The sequence below is a fragment of the Agromyces sp. NPDC055661 genome, assembly GCF_053618135.1.
In genome coordinates this window covers 242,832-262,025 of sequence record NZ_JBSHHC010000001.1, presented here as the reverse complement: position 1 = coordinate 262,025, position 19,194 = coordinate 242,832, and the positions used below count along the sequence as shown (strand labels likewise).

Below are 19,194 nucleotides of genomic sequence, written 5' to 3'. Positions count from 1 at the left end.
GAGAGCCGAGCTCCACGCCCCGAAACAGGAGATAGCGCTGCTAGCTAACGCTCTGAACCTGCTGGTTCCGATGTCAACCGATGATGGTGAGTTCCACGGGCCGTCGATTCTGGAGTTCTTCCCCGACCCGATCGCGTTCGAGGGCACCCCCTTCGAGATCAACCGCATCATCCTGGTCCGCTGGGTCGCGGTCATCGCGCTGCTCCTCGTCTTCTGGCTCGGCACGCGTCGCATGAAGGTCGTCCCCGGCCGCTTCCAGAGCCTCGTCGAGATGGGCCTCGACCTCGTCCGCGTGAACATCGCCGACGACCTGCTCGGCAAGAAGGACGGCCGTCGCTTCCTGCCGATCCTCACCACGATCTTCTTCCTCGTGCTGTTCATGAACCTCACGGGTGTCATCCCGTTCCTGAACATCGCCGGCACGTCGGTCATCGGCGTGCCCCTGGTCCTCGCGATCGTGGCCTACGTCACGTTCATCTACGCGGGCATCAAGAAGAGCCCCAAGAACTTCTTCAAGAACTCCCTGTTCCCCGCGGGCGTGCCGTGGCCGGTGTACATCATCGTCACGCCGATCGAGCTGATCTCGACCTTCATCATCCGTCCGATCACGCTCACCCTCCGACTCATGATGAACATGATCGTCGGTCACCTCCTGCTCGTGCTCTTCTTCGCGGCCACGCAGTTCTTCATCTTCACCCTCGGCGGCTGGTACACGGCCCTCGGCGTCGGGACGCTCGCCTTCGGCTTCGTCTTCACGCTCTTCGAGATCCTCGTCGCCGTCCTGCAGGCCTACGTCTTCGCACTCCTCACCGCGGTCTACATCCAGCTCGCGGTGGCGGAAGAGCACTGAGCCCGGGCGCCCGCCCAGAACATCCCTAGGAAAGGAAAACCCCAACGTGGACGCAACTACCGTTCTCGCTGAGATCAACGGCAACATCGCGACCGTCGGCTACGGCCTCGCGGCCATCGGCCCGGCCATCGGCGTGGGCATCGTCGTCGGCAAGACGATCGAGGGCGTCGCTCGCCAGCCCGAGCTCGCCGGTCGCCTCCAGGTGCTGATGTGGATCGGCATCGCCTTCACCGAGGCGCTCGCCTTCATCGGCATCGCGACCTACTTCATCTTCCAGCCGTAGACCGACGCCGCAGCTAATTAGGAGGCCAACGTGCTTCATGCAGTACTGAGGGCTGCAGAGGAGGGTCACGAGGCGACGCCCAACCCCATCCTGCCGGCGTACTACGACATCGTCTGGTCGGCAGTCTGCTTCGTCGTCATCCTGGTGTTCTTCTGGATCTACGTGCTCCCGCGCGTCCGGAAGCTGCTCGACGAGCGCGCCGAGGCGATCGAGGGCAACATCGCGAAGGCCGACGAGGCCCAGCGCAAGGCCGAGGCCGCGCTCGAGGAGTACACCGCCCAGCTCGCCGACGCGCGCGCCGAGGCCGGTCGCATCCGCGAGACCGCGCGCGAGGACGGTCGCAAGATCGTCGCCGAGGCGAAGGACCAGGCCACCAGCGAGGCGGCTCGCGTCACCGCGACCGCGCAGGCGCAGATCGAGGCGGAGCGCCAGTCGGCGCTCGTGTCGCTGCGCTCAGAGGTCGGCACCCTGGCGATCGACCTCGCGTCCGGCGTCATCGGCGAGAGCCTCACCGACGACCGCAAGGCGCAGAACGTCGTGGACCGCTTCCTCGCCGATCTCGAGGCGAGCGAGCAGGCCGCTGCCGGAGGGAAGAAGTAATCCATGGGTAGCGCTACGAGAGGGGCCCTCGCCGGCACGCGAGCCGCGCTCGCGCAGCTCGGCCGGGCCGAGCTGCAGGTCGCCGAGGACCTCCTCGCGGTCGGCCGGGTCGTGGGCTCGTCGTCGCAGCTGCGCTCGGCGCTCATCGACGCCGAGGCGGACGACGCGCAGAAGCGCGCGCTCGTCGAGTCCGTCTTCGGCGCCAAGATCACGGCCGACGCGGTGACGCTCGTCACCGCAGCCGCGACGCGGCGCTGGTCCTCGGGCGACGACTTCATCGCCGGTCTCGAGGACCTCGGCTACCGCGTGGCCGCGGAGTCGGCGGGCGAGGGCGTGCAGATCGATGCGGAGCTCTTCGCATTCGAGCGCGCCGTGGCATCCGACGACGAGCTGGAGCTCGCGCTGGGCAGCAAGCTCAGCCCGCTGCCGCCGAAGCTCGCGATCGTCGACCGCCTGCTCGCCGGCAAGGCGTCGCCGCAGACCGTGGCGATCGTGCGGCACCTCGTGCAGCAGCCGCGCGGCCGCCGCATCGGCGAGCTGCTGCGGCACGCGGCATCCGTCGTCGCCGACCAGCGCGGCTTCGACGTCGCGACGGTCACGACCGCCGTGCCGCTCTCGGCCGACCAGCTCGCGCGCCTCGCGCAGGGCCTCGTCGCGCAGGCGGGCCGCCGGGTCCGATTCGACACCATCGTCGACCCCGCCGTCATCGGCGGAGTCCGCGTGCAGATCGGCGACGACGTCATCGACGGCAGCGTCGCCTCGCGCCTCAGCGAGCTGAGGCAGAAGCTTGCCGGCTGACGCCGGATGAAACGACCGGCGTCCCGCGCCGCGACAGACCAGTAGCTGTACAACGAGTACAGAAAAGGGAAAGACAATGGCAGAACTCTCCATCAGCCCCGACGAGATCCGTTCGGCTCTCTCGGAGTTCGTCTCGTCGTACGAGCCGGGCGAGGCGCAGAAGACCGAGGTCGGGTACGTCTCCGACGCAGCCGACGGCATCGCGCACGTCGAGGGCCTGCCCTCGGTCATGGCGAACGAGCTCGTGCGCTTCGCGGACGGCACGCTCGGCCTCGCGCTGAACCTCGAGGAAGACGAGATCGGCGTCGTCGTGCTCGGCGAGTTCACCGGCATCGAGGAGGGCATGGAGGTCACCCGCACGGGCGAGGTCCTCTCGGTGCCCGTCGGCGAGGGCTACCTCGGCCGCGTCGTCGACCCGCTCGGCAACCCGATCGACGGCCTGGGCGAGATCACCGGCATCGAGGGCCGCCGCGCCCTCGAGCTCCAGGCTCCCGGCGTCATGCAGCGCAAGTCGGTGCACGAGCCGCTGCAGACCGGCATCAAGGCCATCGACGCGATGATCCCGATCGGCCGCGGCCAGCGCCAGCTCATCATCGGCGACCGCCAGACTGGCAAGACCGCGATCGCGATCGACACGATCATCAACCAGAAGGCGAACTGGGAGTCGGGCGACCCCTCGAAGCAGGTCCGCTGCATCTACGTCGCGATCGGCCAGAAGGGTTCGACCATCGCCTCGGTGAAGGGCGCCCTCGAGGACGCCGGCGCGATGGAGTACACCACCATCGTCGCGGCCCCCGCGTCCGACCCCGCCGGCTTCAAGTACCTCGCGCCGTACACCGGCTCGGCCATCGGCCAGCACTGGATGTACGACTCGAAGCACGTGCTCATCATCTTCGACGACCTGTCGAAGCAGGCCGAGGCCTACCGCGCCGTGTCGCTGCTCCTCCGTCGCCCGCCGGGCCGCGAGGCGTACCCGGGCGACGTCTTCTACCTGCACTCGCGTCTGCTCGAGCGCTGCGCGAAGCTGTCCGACGAGCTGGGCGCCGGTTCGATGACGGGCCTGCCCATCATCGAGACGAAGGCGAACGACGTCTCGGCGTACATCCCGACCAACGTGATCTCTATCACCGACGGCCAGATCTTCCTCCAGTCCGACCTGTTCAACGCCAACCAGCGTCCCGCGGTCGACGTCGGCATCTCGGTCTCCCGAGTCGGCGGTGACGCCCAGGTCAAGTCGATCAAGAAGGTCTCGGGCACGCTGAAGCTCGAGCTCGCGCAGTACCGCTCGCTCGAGGCGTTCGCGATGTTCGCGTCCGACCTCGACGCGGCCAGCCGCCGCCAGCTCGCGCGCGGTGCGCGCCTCACCGAGCTCCTCAAGCAGCCGCAGTACTCGCCGTACCCCGTCGAGGAGCAGGTCGTCTCGATCTGGGCCGGCACGAACGGCAAGCTCGACGAGGTGCCCGTCGAGGACATCCTGCGCTTCGAGCGCGAGCTGCTCGACTACCTCGGCCGCAACACCAACGTGCTGAACGAGCTCCGCGAGACCAACGTCCTGTCTGACGACAACGTCTCGACGCTCGAGGCAGAGGTCGACAAGTTCAAGCTCGAGTTCCAGACCGGCGAGGGCAAGCCGCTCGCCTCGGTCGGACGCGAGGAGTTCGAGGCCAGCGCCGAAGAGGACGTCAACCAGGAGAAGATCGTCAAGGCTCGCCGCTAGGCGACCACGATCGACGACGAACTCTAGGGATACAGGAGAGACATGGGAGCGCAACTTCGGGTCTACCGGCAGAAGATCAGGTCTGCCCAGACGACGAAGAAGATCACGAAGGCGATGGAGCTCATCGCCGCCTCGCGCATCCAGAAGGCGATGGCGCGCGTGACGGCTTCGTCGCCGTACTCGCGCGCCATCACCCGCGCCGTGTCGGCCGTCGCGACGTACTCGAACGTCGACCACGTGCTCACGACGGAGCCCGAGAAGATCGAGCGCGCCGCCGTGGTCATCCTCACGTCGGACCGCGGCCTGGCGGGCGCCTTCAACTCGCAGGTGCTGCGCGAAGCCGAGGAGCTGAGCGAGCTGCTCCGCTCGCAGGGCAAGGAGGTCGTGTACTTCCTCGTCGGGCGCAAGGCGGTCGGGTACTTCCAGTTCCGCCGCCGGGCGTCGGAACGGCAGTGGACGGGCAGCTCCGAGAACCCGCAGTTCGAGCTCGCCAAGGAGATCTCCGACGCGGTGCTCGAGGTGTTCCTCCGCGACGCCGCCGACGGCGGGGTCGACGAGATCCACGTCGTCTACAACCGGTTCGTGAGCATGATGACGCAGTCGCCCGAGATCGTGCGCCTGCTGCCGCTCGAGGTCGTCGAGGGCGTCGAGGAACCCGATGCCACGGTGCAGCCGCTGTACGAGTTCGAGCCCGACGTCGAGACCGTGCTCGACTCGCTCCTGCCGGTCTACATCGAGAGCCGCATCTTCAACGCGCTCCTGCAGTCCGCGGCCGCGAAGCACGCCGCCACCCAGAAGGCGATGAAGTCGGCATCCGACAACGCGGACACGCTCATCACCGACTACACCCGGCTGGCGAACGAGGCGCGCCAGGCCGAGATCACGCAGCAGATCGCCGAGATCGTGGGCGGCGCCGACGCGCTCGTCGCCAAGAAGTAATCCAGAAAAGAGAGAGCCACAATGACTGACACCGCAACCGCGCCGGTCGCCGAGCCGACCGCCGGCGCCGTCGGCCGCATCGCCCGCGTCACGGGCCCCGTCGTCGACATCGAGTTCCCGCACGACTCGATCCCCGAGATCTACAACGCTCTCAAGACCGAGATCACGATCGACGACACGACCACCGTCCTCACGCTCGAGGTCGCCCAGCACCTCGGCGACGACCTCGTGCGCGCCATCGCGCTGAAGCCCACCGACGGGCTCGTGCGCGGCCAGGAGGTCACGGACACGGGCGAGGCGATCTCGGTCCCCGTCGGTGACGTGACCAAGGGCAAGGTCTTCAACGTCATCGGCGAGATCCTCAACGGCGAGCCCGGCGAGCAGATCGAGATCACCGAGCGCTGGCCGATCCACCGCAAGCCCCCGGCCTTCGACCAGCTCGAGTCGAAGACCCAGCTCTTCGAGACCGGCATCAAGTCGATCGACCTCCTCACGCCGTACGTGCAGGGTGGCAAGATCGGCCTGTTCGGCGGTGCGGGCGTCGGCAAGACCGTCCTCATCCAGGAGATGATCCAGCGCGTCGCGCAGGACCACGGTGGCGTCTCCGTGTTCGCCGGCGTCGGCGAGCGCACGCGTGAGGGCAACGACCTCATCCACGAGATGGAGGAGGCGGGCGTCTTCGACAAGACCGCCCTCGTCTTCGGCCAGATGGACGAGCCCCCGGGGACGCGTCTGCGCGTCGCCCTCTCGGCGCTCACGATGGCGGAGTACTTCCGCGACGTGCAGAAGCAGGACGTGCTCCTCTTCATCGACAACATCTTCCGCTTCACGCAGGCGGGTTCCGAGGTGTCGACGCTGCTCGGCCGCATGCCCTCCGCAGTGGGCTACCAGCCGAACCTCGCCGACGAGATGGGCGTCCTGCAGGAGCGCATCACCTCGACGCGCGGTCACTCGATCACCTCGCTGCAGGCGATCTACGTGCCGGCCGACGACTACACCGACCCGGCCCCGGCCACCACGTTCGCGCACCTCGACGCCACGACCGAGCTCTCGCGTGAGATCGCGTCGAAGGGCCTCTACCCGGCGATCGACCCGCTCACCTCGACGTCGCGCATCATGGACCCCCGTTACCTGGGTGAGGACCACTACCGCGTCGCCACCACGGTCAAGCAGATCCTCCAGAAGAACAAGGAGCTGCAGGAGATCATCGCCATCCTCGGTGTCGACGAGCTCTCCGAGGAAGACAAGATCACCGTGGCCCGCGCGCGCCGCATCCAGCAGTTCCTCTCGCAGAACACCTACATGGCGAAGAAGTTCACGGGTGTCGAGGGCTCGACCGTTCCGCTCAAGGACACGATCGAGTCGTTCGACGCGATCGCCCGCGGCGACTTCGACCACGTGGCCGAGCAGGCGTTCTTCAACGTCGGCCCGATCACGGACGTCGAGGAGAACTGGGCCCGCATCCAGAAGGAGAACGGCTGAGCATGGCCGCCCTCAACGTGAGCGTCGTCTCGGCCGACCAGGAGGTCTGGTCGGGCGAGGCGTCCATGGTGGTCGCCCGCACGGTGGAAGGCGAGATCGGCATCCTGCCGGGCCACGAGCCCATGCTGGCCATCCTGGCCGGGGGCGAGGTGCGCGTGACGCTGCCGAGCGGCGAGAAGGTCACGGCCACCGCCGAGGACGGCTTCCTGTCGGTCCAGTCGGACTCCGTGCAGGTGGTCGCGTCCCGAGCCGAGCTGGCCTGAGGAGGTCCGGATGCAGGGGGAGCAGCCGATCGACCGCCAGTTCGGTGACCTGAGCGTCACCCAGCTCATCGTCATGGCCGGGTTGCCGGGTGCGGGCAAGTCGACGATCGGGGAGATCGTCGGCGCCCGCCTCGGCGCCACGGTCGTGTCCGTCGACCCGATCGAGTCGGCGATCCTGCGTGCCGGGATCGACTCCGATCAGCCGACCGGACTCGCCGCCTACCTGGTTGCCGAGGAGATCGCCGAGAAGGAGCTCCTCTCGGGGCGCACGGTCATCGTCGATGCCGTGAACGCCGCCGAGTCCGCCCGCCTGCAGTGGCGCGATCTCGCCGCACGCACCGACGTGCGTCTGCGCGTGATCGAGGTGGTCTGCTCCGATGAGGCGCTGCACCGCGCGCGGCTCGAGAAGCGCGAGCGCGGGCTGCCGCACCTCGAGGAGACCACCTGGCGTGCCGTCGAGCAGAGCCTCGACGGGTACGCACCGTGGACGGGCCCCTCGTCGGCGCTGCCGCGCATCACGATCGACAGCGTCGAGTCGCTGGGGTCGAACGTCGACGCCGCGCTGGCGTTCATCGCCGCCTAGTGCTCCTCCTGCTGCCGCCGTCGGAGACGAAGCGCGACGGCGGGGACGGCGTCCTCGACCTGTCGGTGCTGTCGTTCCCCGAGCTCACCGCCGCACGCGCGGAGCTCGTCGGGCGCGTCGTCGAGCTCGCCGGGGATCACGACGCCGCGATGCGCGCGCTGAAGCTCGGACCGCGCCAGGCCTCCGAGGTCGATCGCAATCGCGGTCTCATCGAGGCACCGACGATGCCCGCGATCGACCGCTACACGGGCGTGCTGTACGACGCCCTCGACGCGGCCACGCTGGACGCCGACGCCCGCGCCTTCGCGAACCGCACGGTGGTCGTGCACTCGGCGCTGTTCGGTCTCGTGCGGGCGCTCGACCCGATCCCGGCCTACCGGCTCTCGCACGACTCGCGGGTGCCCGACGTGCGGCTCCGCAGGTTCTGGCGCGAGTCGCTGCCGGCGTTGCTCGCCGCGAGCCCTGGCGTGATCCTCGACCTCCGGTCGGAGGGCTACGCCGAGCTCGGGCCCGCGCCGGCGCGCGAGGGGAGCGTGTTCGTGCGCGTCGTGTCGGTCGAGGCCGACGGTCGCCGTCGTGCCCTCAATCACTTCAACAAGCACGCGAAGGGCCGCTTCACGCGTGCGTTCCTCGAGTCGCGCCCCGAGGTCGCGTCGCTCGACGAGCTCGTCGACTGGGCCCGCGGCGCGGGGTTCCGACTCGACCTGCGTGAGGCCGACTCGCCCGACGCCGTGCGCGAGCTCGAGCTCGTCGCCTGAGCCGTACGGGCGGCGCGACCCCGTGCCGTGCCCCGGGTAGCTCTCGCCTGCCGCCGTAGACGCGGCGTGGTCGAGGTGGCCAGCCAACGCCGGCGCAGCCAGATCAGGCCCGAACGGCGGCGGCTGCCTCCTCGACGTGGCGCGCGGCGTTCGAGCGGAAGCAGCCGGCCACGTGGTCGTCGACCATGCCCGCCGCCTGCATGAGCGCGTACATGGTCGTCGGTCCGACGAATCGGAAGCCGAGCTTGCGCAGCTGCTTGCTCATCGCCGTCGACTCGGGCGTCGTGGCCGGCACCTCGGCGAACGAGGTGGGCGAGTCGTCGCGGGGCGGCGGTGCGAAGCTCCAGAGCAGCTCGTCGAGCGGCTGGTCGAGCGCGAGCGTGGCGCGGGCGTTCTGGATCGTGGCCTCGATCTTGCCGCGATGCCGGATGATGCGGGCATCGCCGAGGAGGCGCTCGACGTCGACTTCGGTCATCTCCGCGACCTGCTGCGCGTCGAAGTCGTGGAAGACCTCGCGGAACGCCGGTCGCCGGCGGAGGATCGTGATCCACGAGAGCCCCGACTGGAACCCCTCGAGGCAGACCTTCTCGAAGAGCCGCACGGGATCGTGCTGGGGCGTGCCCCACTCCTCGTCGTGGTAGCGCCGGTACTCGGGATCGGACGCGCCCCATGCGCAGCGGGCGAGGCCATCGTCGCCCACCACGACGTCGGCCCGCGGGACGACGCTCACGCGGCGAAGCCGATCTGCTCGTGCCCGAGGAGCCAGAGCTTGGTGGGGATGCCCTCGCCGCCGGAGTAGCCGGTGATGCGACCGTCGGAGGCGAGCACGCGGTGGCAGCCCACGATGATGGGGATCGGGTTGGCGCCGACGGCGCCGCCGATGGCGCGGGCGGAGCCGGGCTTGCCCACCGCGGCGGCGAGTGCGCCGTAGGAGGTGGCCTCGCCCCAGCCGAGGCGTTCGAGCTCGGCCCAGACGGCCTCCTGGAACGGGGTGCCGGAGAGGCGGACGGGCAGGTCGAACTCGGTGCGCGAGCCGGCGAAGTACTCGGTGAGCTGGGTGCGCGCGTCGTCGAGCACGGCGTTGGACCGCTCGGGCTCCCCGTCGTGGGGGAGTGCGCCGTCGCGTTCGATGGTGAGGCCGGTCACGGCCTCGTCGTCGCCGGTGAGCTCGAGGCGCCCGATGGGGCTGTCGAGGCGGATGAGGAACACGTTGGTCATGCTTCGAGCGTAGCCGCGGCATCCGACATCGACTCGCGGGAATCGGACATCGCGAGCAGCCGCCCGGCGAGCCGGGTTGGGGAGGACGAGTCCGGGCCGCGGCGCGGCGGTGCGGCATCCGATCGACCCGGTCACGACCTGCGCGCGGGCCCGCATAGGCTGGTCGGATGACCGATCTCGAGTACCGTTCCCTCGGCCGGTCGGGGCTCCGCGTGTCCGCGGTCGGCCTCGGCGGCAACAACTTCGGACGCACGGGCACCGCGACCGAGACCCAGGAGGGCACGAACGCGGTGATCGAGGCGGCGCTCGACGCCGGCGTCAACTTCGTCGACACGGCCGACATCTACGGCAGGGAGTACGGGCTCAGCGAGGCGCTCCTCGGCGAGGCCCTGCGGGGCCGGCGCGACGAGGTCGTCATCGCCACGAAGTTCGGCCACGCCTCGCTCCCGTCGCCGCTGCCCGCGTGGGGCGCGCGCGGCTCGCGGCGGTACGTCCGGCTGGCGGTCGAGGGCTCGCTGCGTCGCCTGCAGACGGACTGGATCGACCTCTACCAGCTGCACACGCCCGACCCCGCGACGCCGATCGACGAGACGATCTCGGCGCTCGACGACCTCGTGCGCGAGGGCAAGGTGCGCTACATCGGGCACTCGAACCTGAGCGGATGGCAGCTCGCCGAGGCCGACCTGGTGGCCCGCGAGCTCGGCGCGACCCGGTTCGTCTCGGCGCAGAACGAGTACAACCTGCTCGCACGCGGTGCCGAGGCCGAAGTGCTGCCGGCCGCGCGCCACTTCGGGCTGGGCTTCCTCCCGTTCTTCCCGCTGCACAACGGCCTGCTGACCGGCAAGTTCCGTCGCGACGAGCACCCGGCCGACACGCGCATCATGCGCCAGCGCCGGCACCTCGTCGACGACGCGCCATGGGACGTGCTCGACCGCTACCGGGCGTTCGCCGAGGACCGCGGCCTCACCATGCTGGAGGCGACGTTCGGGTGGCTGCTCGCCCAGCCGGGGCTCGCCAGCGTGATCGCGGGCACGACGCGGCCCGAGCAGGTCCGGCAGAACGCGGCGGCCGGGGCCGCCTGGCGGCCCAGCGAGGCCGAGGTCGCCGAGGTCTCGGAGCTGTTCGCCGCGCGCTGACGCACGCACTCGCCCTCCACAGGGTGTCGCGGCGCGAGTCGGTTGCGCAGGTCGCGACGGCACGAGGTCGACGGATGCCTCGGGCGGCAGGCTCCCGGCATGACCACCATCATCCGTGCCGCTGCGGCGCACGACCTGCTCGCGCTCGTCCCCGCCCTCGCCGGCTTCGTGCCCGAGCGCTCGATCGTCTGCGTCGCGTTCCGGGGCTCGAGGTCGGCCGGCGTGCTGCGCCACGACCTGCCCCGCCGCGCCCGCGACCGACCGTCCCTCGTGTCGGCGATCGTGGGCACGCTGTGCCGGATGCCGGGCGTCGACGCCGTGGTGCCGATCGCCTACACCGACCGCACGTTCGAGTCGTCCCGCGGGCTCCCCGAGCGCGTGCTGCTCGCGCTCCTGGTGCGGCGCTTCGAGCAGGCGGGCTTCCAGGTGCGCGATGCGCTCTGCCGCGCGGCCGACGGCTGGGGCTCGCTGCTCGATCCGGCCACGCCGGCACGAGGGCATGCGCTGGCGATGATCGACGAGAGCGCCGCGGCAACGGCCCTTCCCGAGGGGGAGCCCGGGCACGCGTCGGCGACCGCGAGCGCACGAATGCCCGAGCGCGACGAGGCACTGGCGGAGGCGATCGCCGGCGAGCTCGCGGCGTTCGCGGAGATCGACGACGTCGCGACGCAGCTGGACCGGCTCGGTGACGACGCCGATCCGGTCGCCCTCGTCGAGGCACTCGTCGAGGAGGTGCCCGACGGCCCGGAATCGAGCAGCGTGACCGGCCTGCGGCTCGCCTGGTTCCTCCACCTCGCCGAGCGGCCGCCGATCCGCGACGCGATGATGCTCCAGTTCGCGTTCGGCCCCGTGGTGGGTGCCGCCGCGCACGACGACGCCCTCGAGACCGCTGAGCGCGCCGAGCGTCACGGCGAGACGGTCGACGAGCTGGTCCGCCGGGAGCTGGCCGACGGCGCCGAGGGCGAAGTGTCCGAGCTGCTCGGCCGCCTGCTGCTCGGCCGATCGACCCTGCGGCCCGACGCTCCCCGCGTCGAGCGCGCGCTCGAGGCCACCCGCCTCGCGGCGGCGCACGCGCCCGACGAGCTCCGCGTCGCACCGCTGTGCATCGCCGCCTGGCTGGCCTGGTCGCTGGGTCGCGGGTCCGCCGCCGGCGCGCTCATCGACCTCGCGGTCGAGGCCTCGCCCGGCCACTCGATGGCGTCGCTGCTGTCGGCGTTCATCGGCAGCGGGACCCTGCCCGAGTGGGCGTTCGCGGATCCGCGCTCGTCGAGCCCCCGACGACCGTGACCGCGGGATCAGTGGCCGACGAGCGGCGCGATCAGGCGGGCGGCGAGCGACGGGCGCTTCGTGACGCGCTCCTCGAGGTCGGCGAACTGCATGCCGAGGATGCCGAGGTTGGCGCCGGCGAACCGCAGCGGCTCGGGCTCCCAGAGGGGCGAACGGTGGTTCGTCCAGGGCAGCGTCGTCAGCTCCGTCTCGCGTCCGAGCACGAGGTCGGCGAGCGTGCGCCCGGCGAGGTTGGTCGTCGAGAGCCCGTCGCCCACGTAGCCCCCGGCGAAGCCGACGCCCGTCCTCGGGTTGTAGCTCGCGGTGGCGTGCCAGTCGCGCGCGATGCCGAGCGGGCCGCCCCAGCGGTGCGTGACCCGCGCGTCGCCGACGGCGGGGAAGAGGTCGCGCAGCGCGTCGTGCAGGTGGTCGAACACCTCGTCGACGCGCTCGTGCGACGGGTCGACGCTGCTGCCCCAGTGGTAGCGGGCGCCGCGTCCGCCGAACGCGAACCGGTTGTCGGCGGTGCGCTGTCCGTAGATCAGCAGGTGCCGGTAGTCGCTGAAGGTCTGCCCGTGGTCGATGCCGATCTCGTCCCACACGTCGTCGCCGAGCGGCTCGGTGGCGATCATGAGCGAGTACAGCGGCATGAGCCGGCGTCGCACCCGCGGCAGCTGCGAGCCGTAGCCCTCCAGGGCGATGATCACATGGCGCGCCGAGACCGTGCCCTCGAATCCCGTGTCCACCGCGCGGAACCGCACCGTGCCGGCCGCCCAGTCCTGCACCTCGGTGCGCTCGAAGAGGGCGACGCCCATGCCCTCGACCACCCGTGCCAGCCCGCGGACGAGCTTGGCCGGGTGCACGCTGGCGCACGCGGGGTCGAACACGGCGGCAGGCGGACGGCCATCGCGACCGGTCGCGCCGAATCGCGCGCCGACCGTGCGCTCGTCCCAGTACTCGGTGCGGTCGACGCCGTACTGCCGGGCCTCGGCCACGTCGGCGCGTGCGAACTCGCGCTGCACGTCGTTGCGGGCGAACACCACGGTGCCGCCGCGCTCGTAGTCGCAGTCGATGCCCTCCAGGGCGGCGACGCGGCCCACCTCGTCGACGGTATCGACCATGGCCCGTCGCATGGCGACCGCAGCGTCGTAGCCGTGCCGGCGCTCGAGCGAACCGGGCGACCGGGGGAAGAGGGCCGAGCACCAGCCGCCGTTGCGGCCCGACGCGCCGAACCCCGAGATCTCGCGCTCGAGCACGGCGATCCGCAGGCTCGGGTCCGCCGTCGCGAGCGAGTACGCGGTCCAGAGCGCGGTGAGGCCGCCGCCGACGATGCACACGTCGAATCGGGCGTCGGCCGTGAGGGCGGGGCGCGGCGCGAGATCGTCGCGCCCCGTCGTCACGAGGTCGTCGAGCCAGAAGCTCGCCCGACGGTAGCCGGCAGCCGTGCCGTCGGTGGCCCGGTGCAGGCTCGCCATCAGACGCGCGCGGGCACGAGGAGGTGCTCTCCGCCGTGCTGGTGACCCTTGAAGTCGGCCGCGCGGTCGGACGCCTCGGTCAGCACCGAGCGCAGCGTCTGCTCGATCTCCTGGAACTCGGGCACGCCGATCGTGAGCGGCGGCGCGAGCTGGATCACGGGGTCGCCACGGTCGTCGGCGCGGCAGTACAGCCCGGCGTCGAAGAGGGCCTTCGACAGGAACCCGCGCAGCAGGTACTCGGACTCCTCGTCGTTGAACGTCTCGCGGGTGGCCTTGTCCTTCACGAGCTCGATGCCGAAGAAGTACCCGTCGCCGCGCACGTCGCCGACGATCGGCAGGTCGAGGAGCTTCTCGAGCTCCGCCCGGAACAGCGGGGAGTTCTCGCGTACGCGCTCGTTGAGGCGCTCCTCCTCGAAGATGTCGAGGTTCGCGAGGGCGACGGCCGCCGACACCGGGTGCCCGCCGAAGGTGTACCCGTGGTAGAAGCTCGTCGTGCCCTTCGAGAACGGCTCGTAGATCTTCTCCGACACGATCGTCGCGCCGATGGGGGAGTAGCCCGAGGTCATGCCCTTGGCGCACGTGATCATGTCGGGCACGTAGCCGTAGGCGTCGCAGGCGAACATGTGGCCGATGCGGCCGAACGCGCAGATCACCTCGTCGCTCACGAGCAGCACGTCGTACTGGTCGCAGATCTCGCGCACGCGCTGGAAGTAGCCGGGAGGCGGCGGGAAGCAGCCGCCCGAGTTCTGCACCGGCTCGAGGAAGACCGCGGCGACGGTCTCGGGGCCCTCGAACAGGATCATCTCCTCGATGCGGTTGGCCGCCCAGATCCCGAACGCCTCGAGGTCGTCGGCGGGGGCGCCGACGTCGGCCGCGCGGTAGAAGTTCGTGTTGGGCACGCGGAAGCCGCCCGGGGTCAGGGGCTCGAACATCGCCTTCATCGCCGGGATGCCCGTGATGGCGAGCGCGCCCTGCGGGGTGCCGTGGTAGGCGACCGCACGCGAGATGACCTTGTGCTTGGTGGGCTGGCCCTTCAGCTTCCAGTAGTACTTCGCGAGCTTGAAGGCGGTCTCGACCGCCTCTCCGCCGCCCGTGGAGAAGAACACGCGGTTGAGGTCGCCCGGAGCGTAGTCGGCGAGCCGGTCGGCGAGCTCGATCGCGGAGGGGTGCGCGTACGACCAGATCGGGAAGAACGCGAGCTCCTGCGCCTGCTTCGCGGCGACCTCGGCCAGGCGACGGCGCCCGTGGCCGGCGTTGACGACGAAGAGGCCGGAGAGGCCGTCGAAGTACTCGCGACCGTGGATGTCGTAGATGTGGTGACCCTCACCGCGGGTGATGATGGGGACGCCGTTCTCCTCCATCGTGGACTGCCGCGCGAAGTGCATCCAGAGGTGGTCCTTCGCCTTCTGCTGCAGGTCGGCGTCGTCGTAGCCGGCCGAGCCGAGGCTCGTCGCTGCGTCGATGGTGGTCATCGGGATCTCCTTCCGGGCGGCCCGCGGTCAGCGGGTGCCCCAGTTGTAGAACTGCTTCTGCAGTTTCAGGTAGACGAACGTCTCGGTGCTGTGCACGCCGGGCAGGTTGCGGATGCGCGAATTGAGGAGGTTGATGAGCTCCTCGTCGTTCTCGCATACGACCTCGGCCATGAGGTCGAAGCTCCCCGCCGTGAGTACGACGTAGTCGAGCTCGGGGATCTCCGCGAGTCGCTCGGCGAGCTCGCGCGTGTCCCCGCCGGCGCGGATGCCGATCATCGCCTGTCGCGTGAAGCCGAGCTGCATCGGGTCGGTCACGGCCACGATCTGCATCACGCCCGACTCGGTGAGCCGCTGCACGCGCTGGCGCACCGCCGCCTCGGAGAGGCCGACGGCCTTGCCGATGTCGGCGTAGGAGCGTCGCCCATCGACCTGGAGCTGCTCGATGATCGCCTTCGAGACGTCGTCGAGGTGCACCGGGCGCGACGAGTTGGAGCGCGGGGCGTTCGTCATGCGACCGATTGTGTCAGTGGCGGATGCCGCAAGCAAGCGATTCCGTCGATTTCCACCCCTTTCACAACTGATTCCTATGCATTCACTCGCATTTCACCACTGAACCCGCCTATCATGGGCGCCACGGCGCCGGTCCGGCGCTGCGGGCGCGCGCGCCGCGCCGACGGCTTCACCTCCGAGGATCGATACCCCATGAGCAGCGGCACCCTCCTGAGCACCGGCACCCTCCGGAACTTCGTCGGCGGCGAGTACGTGGAGGCGCAGGGCGACGATGCCCTCGACCTCGTCGACCCGGCGACCGAGGAGATCTACGGCTCCGCGCCGATCTCGACCCCGGCCGATCTCGATCGCGCCTACCGTGCGGCGTCCGACGCGTTCGAGACCTGGGGCGAGACCACTCCGGCGGAGCGCCAGCTCGCGCTCTTCCGCATCGCCGACGCGATGGAGTCGCGTGCCGACGAGTTCGCCGACGTCGAGTCGCAGGACACCGGCAAGCCGCGCGCGTCGCTCGTCGCCGACGAGATCCTGCAGTCCGTCGACCAGCTCCGGTTCTTCGCCGGCGCCGCCCGCAACCTCGAGGGGAGGTCGGCCGCAGAGTACCTGTCGGGCCACACCTCGTTCGTGCGCCGGGAGCCGATCGGCGTCATCGGCCAGGTCACGCCGTGGAACTACCCGCTGAACATGGCCGTGTGGAAGATCGCGCCGGCCATCGCCGCCGGCAACACGGTCGTGCTGAAGCCGTCGGACACCACACCGCTCTCGACGCTGAAGCTCGCCGAGGTCGCGGCCGAGTTCCTGCCCGCCGGCGTGCTCAACGTCGTCACCGGCGACCGCGGCACGGGCGCCGCCCTGCTCGAGCACCCCACCCCGCAGATGGTCGCGATCACCGGCTCGGTCCGCGCCGGCATGGAGGTCGCGCGCGCCGCGGCATCCGACCTCAAGCGCGTGCACCTCGAGCTCGGCGGCAAGGCGCCCGCCATCGTCTTCGCCGACACCGACCTGCAGGCCGCCGCGGCGGGCATCGTCACCGCCGCGTACTTCAACGCCGGTCAGGACTGCACGGCCGCCACCCGCGTCATCGTCCACGAGTCGGTGCACGACGAGTTCGTCGCCGCGCTCGTCGCCGAGGCGTCGGCGAACGCCCGCACGGGCGGCCCGCGCGAGGACGGCGTCCTCTACGGCCCGCTCAACAACGCCAACCAGCTCGCGCACGTGTCGGGCTTCGTCGACCGCCTCCCGGCGCACGCCGACATCGCCCTCGGCGGTCGTCGCCAGGGCGACCGCGGCTACTTCTGGGAGGCGACCATCGTGACCGGGCTCCGCCAGGTCGACGAGGCCGTGCAGCGCGAGATCTTCGGTCCGGTGCTCACCGTGCAGTCGTTCCGCGACGACGCCGAGGCGCTCGCGATGGCGAACGGCGTCGACTACGCGCTCGCGGCATCCGTCTGGACCGGCGACCACACGAGGGCGATGCGGTTCGCGAAGCACCTCGACTTCGGCTGCGTCTGGATCAACACCCACATCCCGTTCGTGTCCGACATGCCGCACGGCGGGTTCAAGCACTCCGGGTACGGCAAGGACCTCTCCAACTACGGCTTCGAGGACTACACGCGGATCAAGCACGTGATGAGCCACATCGGCTGAGGTCGCGCACGCGGTCCCGCGCGCCGCGGTGCCAGACTGTTCGACATGGTCGCGGGAACCGTCACGAGCTCGGCGGTGCCCGGCGCATCCGCGTGGGACGTCGTGGTCGGCGACCGCTTCATCGTCGCCGTCGCCGCGCCGTCTCCCGACATCACGACCTCCGCGTTGGCCGCCGCCGCGGCGGACGACACGGTGACCGTCGAGGCGCTCGTCGGGATGATCCCGCTCGGCGGCGCCGACGCCGTCGAGTCGTTCGCCATCGTGTGGTGGCCCGGCCCCGGCACCGATGAGGTGACGGCCGTCGTGCGCGGCGACGCCGTGGTCGACCTGACGTCGCCCGGCGGAACGCGGCGCTTCGACGCCCGCGGCATCCGCCCATGGCATCTGGCGGATTTCGGCGCCGTGATCGCCCTGCGCGTCACGAACGCCGACGCGCCCCTCGATCGCCTCGGCGAGTCGGGCGACCCGGTGGGCCATGCACGCGCGGGCGTCCGGGCGTCCGCGGTCGAGTGGTCGGCTGCCCCGCCGCGGCCCCGAAGGCCGGATGCCGCGGTCACCGACGCGGACACGGTGCTCCTGCCGCGACCGCACGACCCCGACACCGTGCGCAGCGCCGCCGAGGAGGTGCCCGTCGCCGGCGAGCCCGCCGACGGGAATGCCGACGCCGACACCGTGCGGCGCCCCGGCCGACCACCGACGCGGACGCCGAACCCCCTGCGGGAGCCGTCGGACCCGGTCGCCGCTCCCGCCGAGCCGACCGAGCCCATGGCCGAGCGCGCGGCCGCGGCATCCGCCGCGCCGAGCGGGGCCGCTGCCGTGCCCGCCGCCGCGCCGTCCGCCCGACCCACCGCGGCGCCCGACGTGCCCGCCTTCCGCATCGGCGGCGGCCAGCCGCACCCCGTCACGGGCCCGGTGCTCATCGGCCGGCGGCCCTTCGCGCCCCGCGTTCCCGATCCGCACGGCCTCGCGCCCGAGCTCGTCACGGTCGCGTCGCCGCGCGCCGTGGTCTCGGGCACGCACCTCGAGCTGCGCGTCGAAGGAACCCGCGTCGTCGCGACCGACCTGCGCTCGACGAACGGCACGATCGTGCGCAGCGCGACCGGGACGCGCCGCATGCGCGCCGGCGAGTCGATCGTGGTCGCACCGGGCACCCGGCTCGACCTCGGAGACGATACGATCATCGAGATCCTCCCCGCCCCCAGCGCTCCCCCCGAGTGAACAGAACAGACAGCAGGCACGTCCCGTGACGCAGATCGGCAACGGCAACGCCCGTCATCGCGTGACGCTGCCCGACGGCACCGAGATCACGATCGCGTGGGCGGCCGTCACCGACACGGGCCTCCGTCGCGAGGTCAACGAGGACAGCTTCGTCGCGCAGGCGCCGATCTTCGCCGTCGCCGACGGCATGGGCGGCCACGCCGCGGGCGACTTCGCCAGCGCCGCCGTGGTCACCCGGCTCGCCGAGCACGGCGGCAAGGCGATGATGGGCACCCCCGAGATCGACGCGGCCCTGCGCCTCGCCGTGCAGGACATGGGCCGCGGCGCCGGCGTCACCGACGAGGGCAGCGGCACCACCGTCACGGGGGCCGCGCTCGGCAGCATCTCCGACGAGCCCGCCTGGATCGTGTTCAACATCGGCGACTCGCGCGTCTACCGGCTCGTCGGCGGCGTGCTCGAGCAGCTGACCGTCGACCACTCGATCGTGCAGGAGCTCGTCGACGCCGGCCAGATCACGCGCGAGGAGGCCGACACCCACCCGCACTCCAACGTGATCACGCGCGCGGTCGGCTTCCACGAGGCGCCGATCCCCGACTACCGCGCGATCGCGGTCGAGGCGGGCATGCGCCTGCTCATCTGCTCCGACGGGCTCACCAAGGAGCTCACGTCGTACGGCATCCGGCACTTCCTCGTGGCCAACCCGAAGCCCGAGCAGGCGGCCCGCCAGCTCGTCGAGGCGGCGGTCGGCAACGGCGGCCGCGACAACATCACGGTCGTCGTGCTCGACGTGCTCAAGGTGGTCCGACCGGCCCACGCGCCGCTGCACCGGCACCCCGACAGCGACGTCGACTGACGGATGCCGCGGGCCGCCCCGGCCCGTGCCCACAGGGGTCCTCGCGGCATCCGCACGCCCGCCTACAATGGGGGTCACCGGGGCCCGCCGGGCGTTGGTGCGGGCGCCGATGGACTCGAACGCTGGGAG

At 70.9% G+C, this 19,194-nt stretch carries 20 protein-coding genes; 15 read left to right on the top strand and 5 right to left on the bottom strand.

Annotation, left to right across the window (positions count from 1 at the left end; translation table 11 throughout):
• Nucleotides 1-70: 70 nt before the first annotated feature.
• The 10 genes from atpB to ACWGO8_RS01155 all read left to right on the top strand — a co-directional run bounded on the left by atpB (nucleotide 71) and on the right by ACWGO8_RS01155 (nucleotide 8,273).
• On the top strand, nucleotides 71-850 hold the full coding sequence (atpB, locus tag ACWGO8_RS01200) for a F0F1 ATP synthase subunit A (protein WP_452041331.1): 780 nt from the start codon (nucleotides 71-73) through the stop codon (nucleotides 848-850).
• A gap of 46 nt (nucleotides 851-896) precedes the next feature.
• Nucleotides 897-1,133, top strand: coding sequence for an ATP synthase F0 subunit C (gene atpE / locus ACWGO8_RS01195; protein WP_452041330.1), 237 nt, complete (start codon nucleotides 897-899; stop codon nucleotides 1,131-1,133).
• 30 nt (nucleotides 1,134-1,163) lie between these two features.
• Nucleotides 1,164-1,733, top strand: coding sequence for a F0F1 ATP synthase subunit B (locus tag ACWGO8_RS01190; RefSeq protein ID WP_452041329.1), 570 nt, complete (start codon nucleotides 1,164-1,166; stop codon nucleotides 1,731-1,733).
• Nucleotides 1,734-1,736: 3 nt separating this feature from the next.
• A complete protein-coding gene (locus ACWGO8_RS01185) occupies nucleotides 1,737-2,531 on the top strand; it encodes a F0F1 ATP synthase subunit delta (RefSeq protein ID WP_452041328.1) in 795 nt (264 codons plus the stop codon).
• Between the two features lie 76 nt (nucleotides 2,532-2,607).
• Nucleotides 2,608-4,248: a F0F1 ATP synthase subunit alpha gene (atpA, locus tag ACWGO8_RS01180; RefSeq protein WP_452041327.1), complete on the top strand. Its 1,641-nt coding sequence runs from the start codon at nucleotides 2,608-2,610 to the stop codon at nucleotides 4,246-4,248.
• A 42-nt stretch (nucleotides 4,249-4,290) separates the two neighbouring features.
• Nucleotides 4,291-5,187, top strand: a complete 897-nt coding sequence (locus ACWGO8_RS01175; protein ID WP_452041326.1) for a F0F1 ATP synthase subunit gamma — start codon at nucleotides 4,291-4,293, stop codon at nucleotides 5,185-5,187.
• Between the two features lie 21 nt (nucleotides 5,188-5,208).
• On the top strand, nucleotides 5,209-6,669 hold the full coding sequence (gene atpD, locus ACWGO8_RS01170) for a F0F1 ATP synthase subunit beta (protein ID WP_452041325.1): 1,461 nt from the start codon (nucleotides 5,209-5,211) through the stop codon (nucleotides 6,667-6,669).
• 2 nt (nucleotides 6,670-6,671) lie between these two features.
• Complete coding sequence (locus ACWGO8_RS01165; protein WP_376957226.1) at nucleotides 6,672-6,932, top strand: F0F1 ATP synthase subunit epsilon; 261 nt, start codon at nucleotides 6,672-6,674, stop codon at nucleotides 6,930-6,932.
• 10 nt (nucleotides 6,933-6,942) lie between these two features.
• On the top strand, nucleotides 6,943-7,515 hold the full coding sequence (locus ACWGO8_RS01160; protein ID WP_452041324.1) for an AAA family ATPase: 573 nt from the start codon (nucleotides 6,943-6,945) through the stop codon (nucleotides 7,513-7,515).
• Nucleotides 7,515-8,273, top strand: coding sequence for a YaaA family protein (locus ACWGO8_RS01155; protein ID WP_452041323.1), 759 nt, complete (start codon nucleotides 7,515-7,517; stop codon nucleotides 8,271-8,273). The genes ACWGO8_RS01160 and ACWGO8_RS01155 overlap by 1 nt, the downstream gene beginning before the upstream one ends.
• 103 nt (nucleotides 8,274-8,376) lie before the next feature.
• Here ACWGO8_RS01155 and ACWGO8_RS01150 read toward each other — a convergent pair whose 3' ends face one another.
• A complete protein-coding gene (locus ACWGO8_RS01150; protein WP_452041322.1) occupies nucleotides 8,377-9,003 on the bottom strand; it encodes a DNA-3-methyladenine glycosylase I in 627 nt (208 codons plus the stop codon).
• Nucleotides 9,000-9,491, bottom strand: a complete 492-nt coding sequence (locus tag ACWGO8_RS01145) for a methylated-DNA--[protein]-cysteine S-methyltransferase (protein ID WP_452041321.1) — start codon at nucleotides 9,489-9,491, stop codon at nucleotides 9,000-9,002. The genes ACWGO8_RS01150 and ACWGO8_RS01145 overlap by 4 nt, the downstream gene beginning before the upstream one ends.
• Nucleotides 9,492-9,658: 167 nt before the next feature.
• Between ACWGO8_RS01145 and ACWGO8_RS01140 the strand changes: the two genes are divergently transcribed.
• Together ACWGO8_RS01140 and ACWGO8_RS01135 are read left to right on the top strand one after the other, a co-directional pair.
• On the top strand, nucleotides 9,659-10,627 hold the full coding sequence (locus ACWGO8_RS01140; protein ID WP_452041320.1) for an aldo/keto reductase: 969 nt from the start codon (nucleotides 9,659-9,661) through the stop codon (nucleotides 10,625-10,627).
• 99 nt (nucleotides 10,628-10,726) lie between these two features.
• Nucleotides 10,727-11,914 (top strand): DUF4192 family protein, encoded by a 1,188-nt coding sequence (locus ACWGO8_RS01135; protein WP_452041319.1) that lies wholly within the window; start codon nucleotides 10,727-10,729, stop codon nucleotides 11,912-11,914.
• A gap of 8 nt (nucleotides 11,915-11,922) precedes the next feature.
• Here the strand turns inward: ACWGO8_RS01135 and ACWGO8_RS01130 are convergent, their stop codons facing one another.
• Genes ACWGO8_RS01130 through ACWGO8_RS01120 form a run of 3 tightly spaced genes read right to left on the bottom strand, consistent with a single transcriptional unit; the run spans nucleotide 11,923 to nucleotide 15,350 of the window.
• Nucleotides 11,923-13,368, bottom strand: a complete 1,446-nt coding sequence (locus tag ACWGO8_RS01130) for an NAD(P)/FAD-dependent oxidoreductase (RefSeq protein ID WP_452041318.1) — start codon at nucleotides 13,366-13,368, stop codon at nucleotides 11,923-11,925.
• Nucleotides 13,368-14,840, bottom strand: coding sequence for an aspartate aminotransferase family protein (locus tag ACWGO8_RS01125; protein ID WP_376957213.1), 1,473 nt, complete (start codon nucleotides 14,838-14,840; stop codon nucleotides 13,368-13,370). The genes ACWGO8_RS01130 and ACWGO8_RS01125 overlap by 1 nt, the downstream gene beginning before the upstream one ends.
• 27 nt (nucleotides 14,841-14,867) lie before the next feature.
• Nucleotides 14,868-15,350: an Lrp/AsnC family transcriptional regulator gene (locus tag ACWGO8_RS01120; protein ID WP_376957211.1), complete on the bottom strand. Its 483-nt coding sequence runs from the start codon at nucleotides 15,348-15,350 to the stop codon at nucleotides 14,868-14,870.
• A 192-nt stretch (nucleotides 15,351-15,542) separates the two neighbouring features.
• Here ACWGO8_RS01120 and ACWGO8_RS01115 point away from each other — a divergent pair, with 192 nt between their 5' ends.
• From ACWGO8_RS01115 to ACWGO8_RS01105, 3 genes are read left to right on the top strand one after another with little or no spacing between them, the layout of a single operon-like run.
• The gene (locus ACWGO8_RS01115; protein ID WP_452041317.1) at nucleotides 15,543-16,994 is read left to right on the top strand and encodes a gamma-aminobutyraldehyde dehydrogenase; all 1,452 of its coding nucleotides are present in this window, start codon (nucleotides 15,543-15,545) and stop codon (nucleotides 16,992-16,994) included.
• A 45-nt stretch (nucleotides 16,995-17,039) separates the two neighbouring features.
• On the top strand, nucleotides 17,040-18,212 hold the full coding sequence (locus ACWGO8_RS01110) for an FHA domain-containing protein (RefSeq protein WP_452041316.1): 1,173 nt from the start codon (nucleotides 17,040-17,042) through the stop codon (nucleotides 18,210-18,212).
• 25 nt (nucleotides 18,213-18,237) lie between these two features.
• Complete coding sequence (locus ACWGO8_RS01105; RefSeq protein ID WP_452041315.1) at nucleotides 18,238-19,065, top strand: PP2C family protein-serine/threonine phosphatase; 828 nt, start codon at nucleotides 18,238-18,240, stop codon at nucleotides 19,063-19,065.
• Nucleotides 19,066-19,194 lie beyond the last annotated feature (129 nt).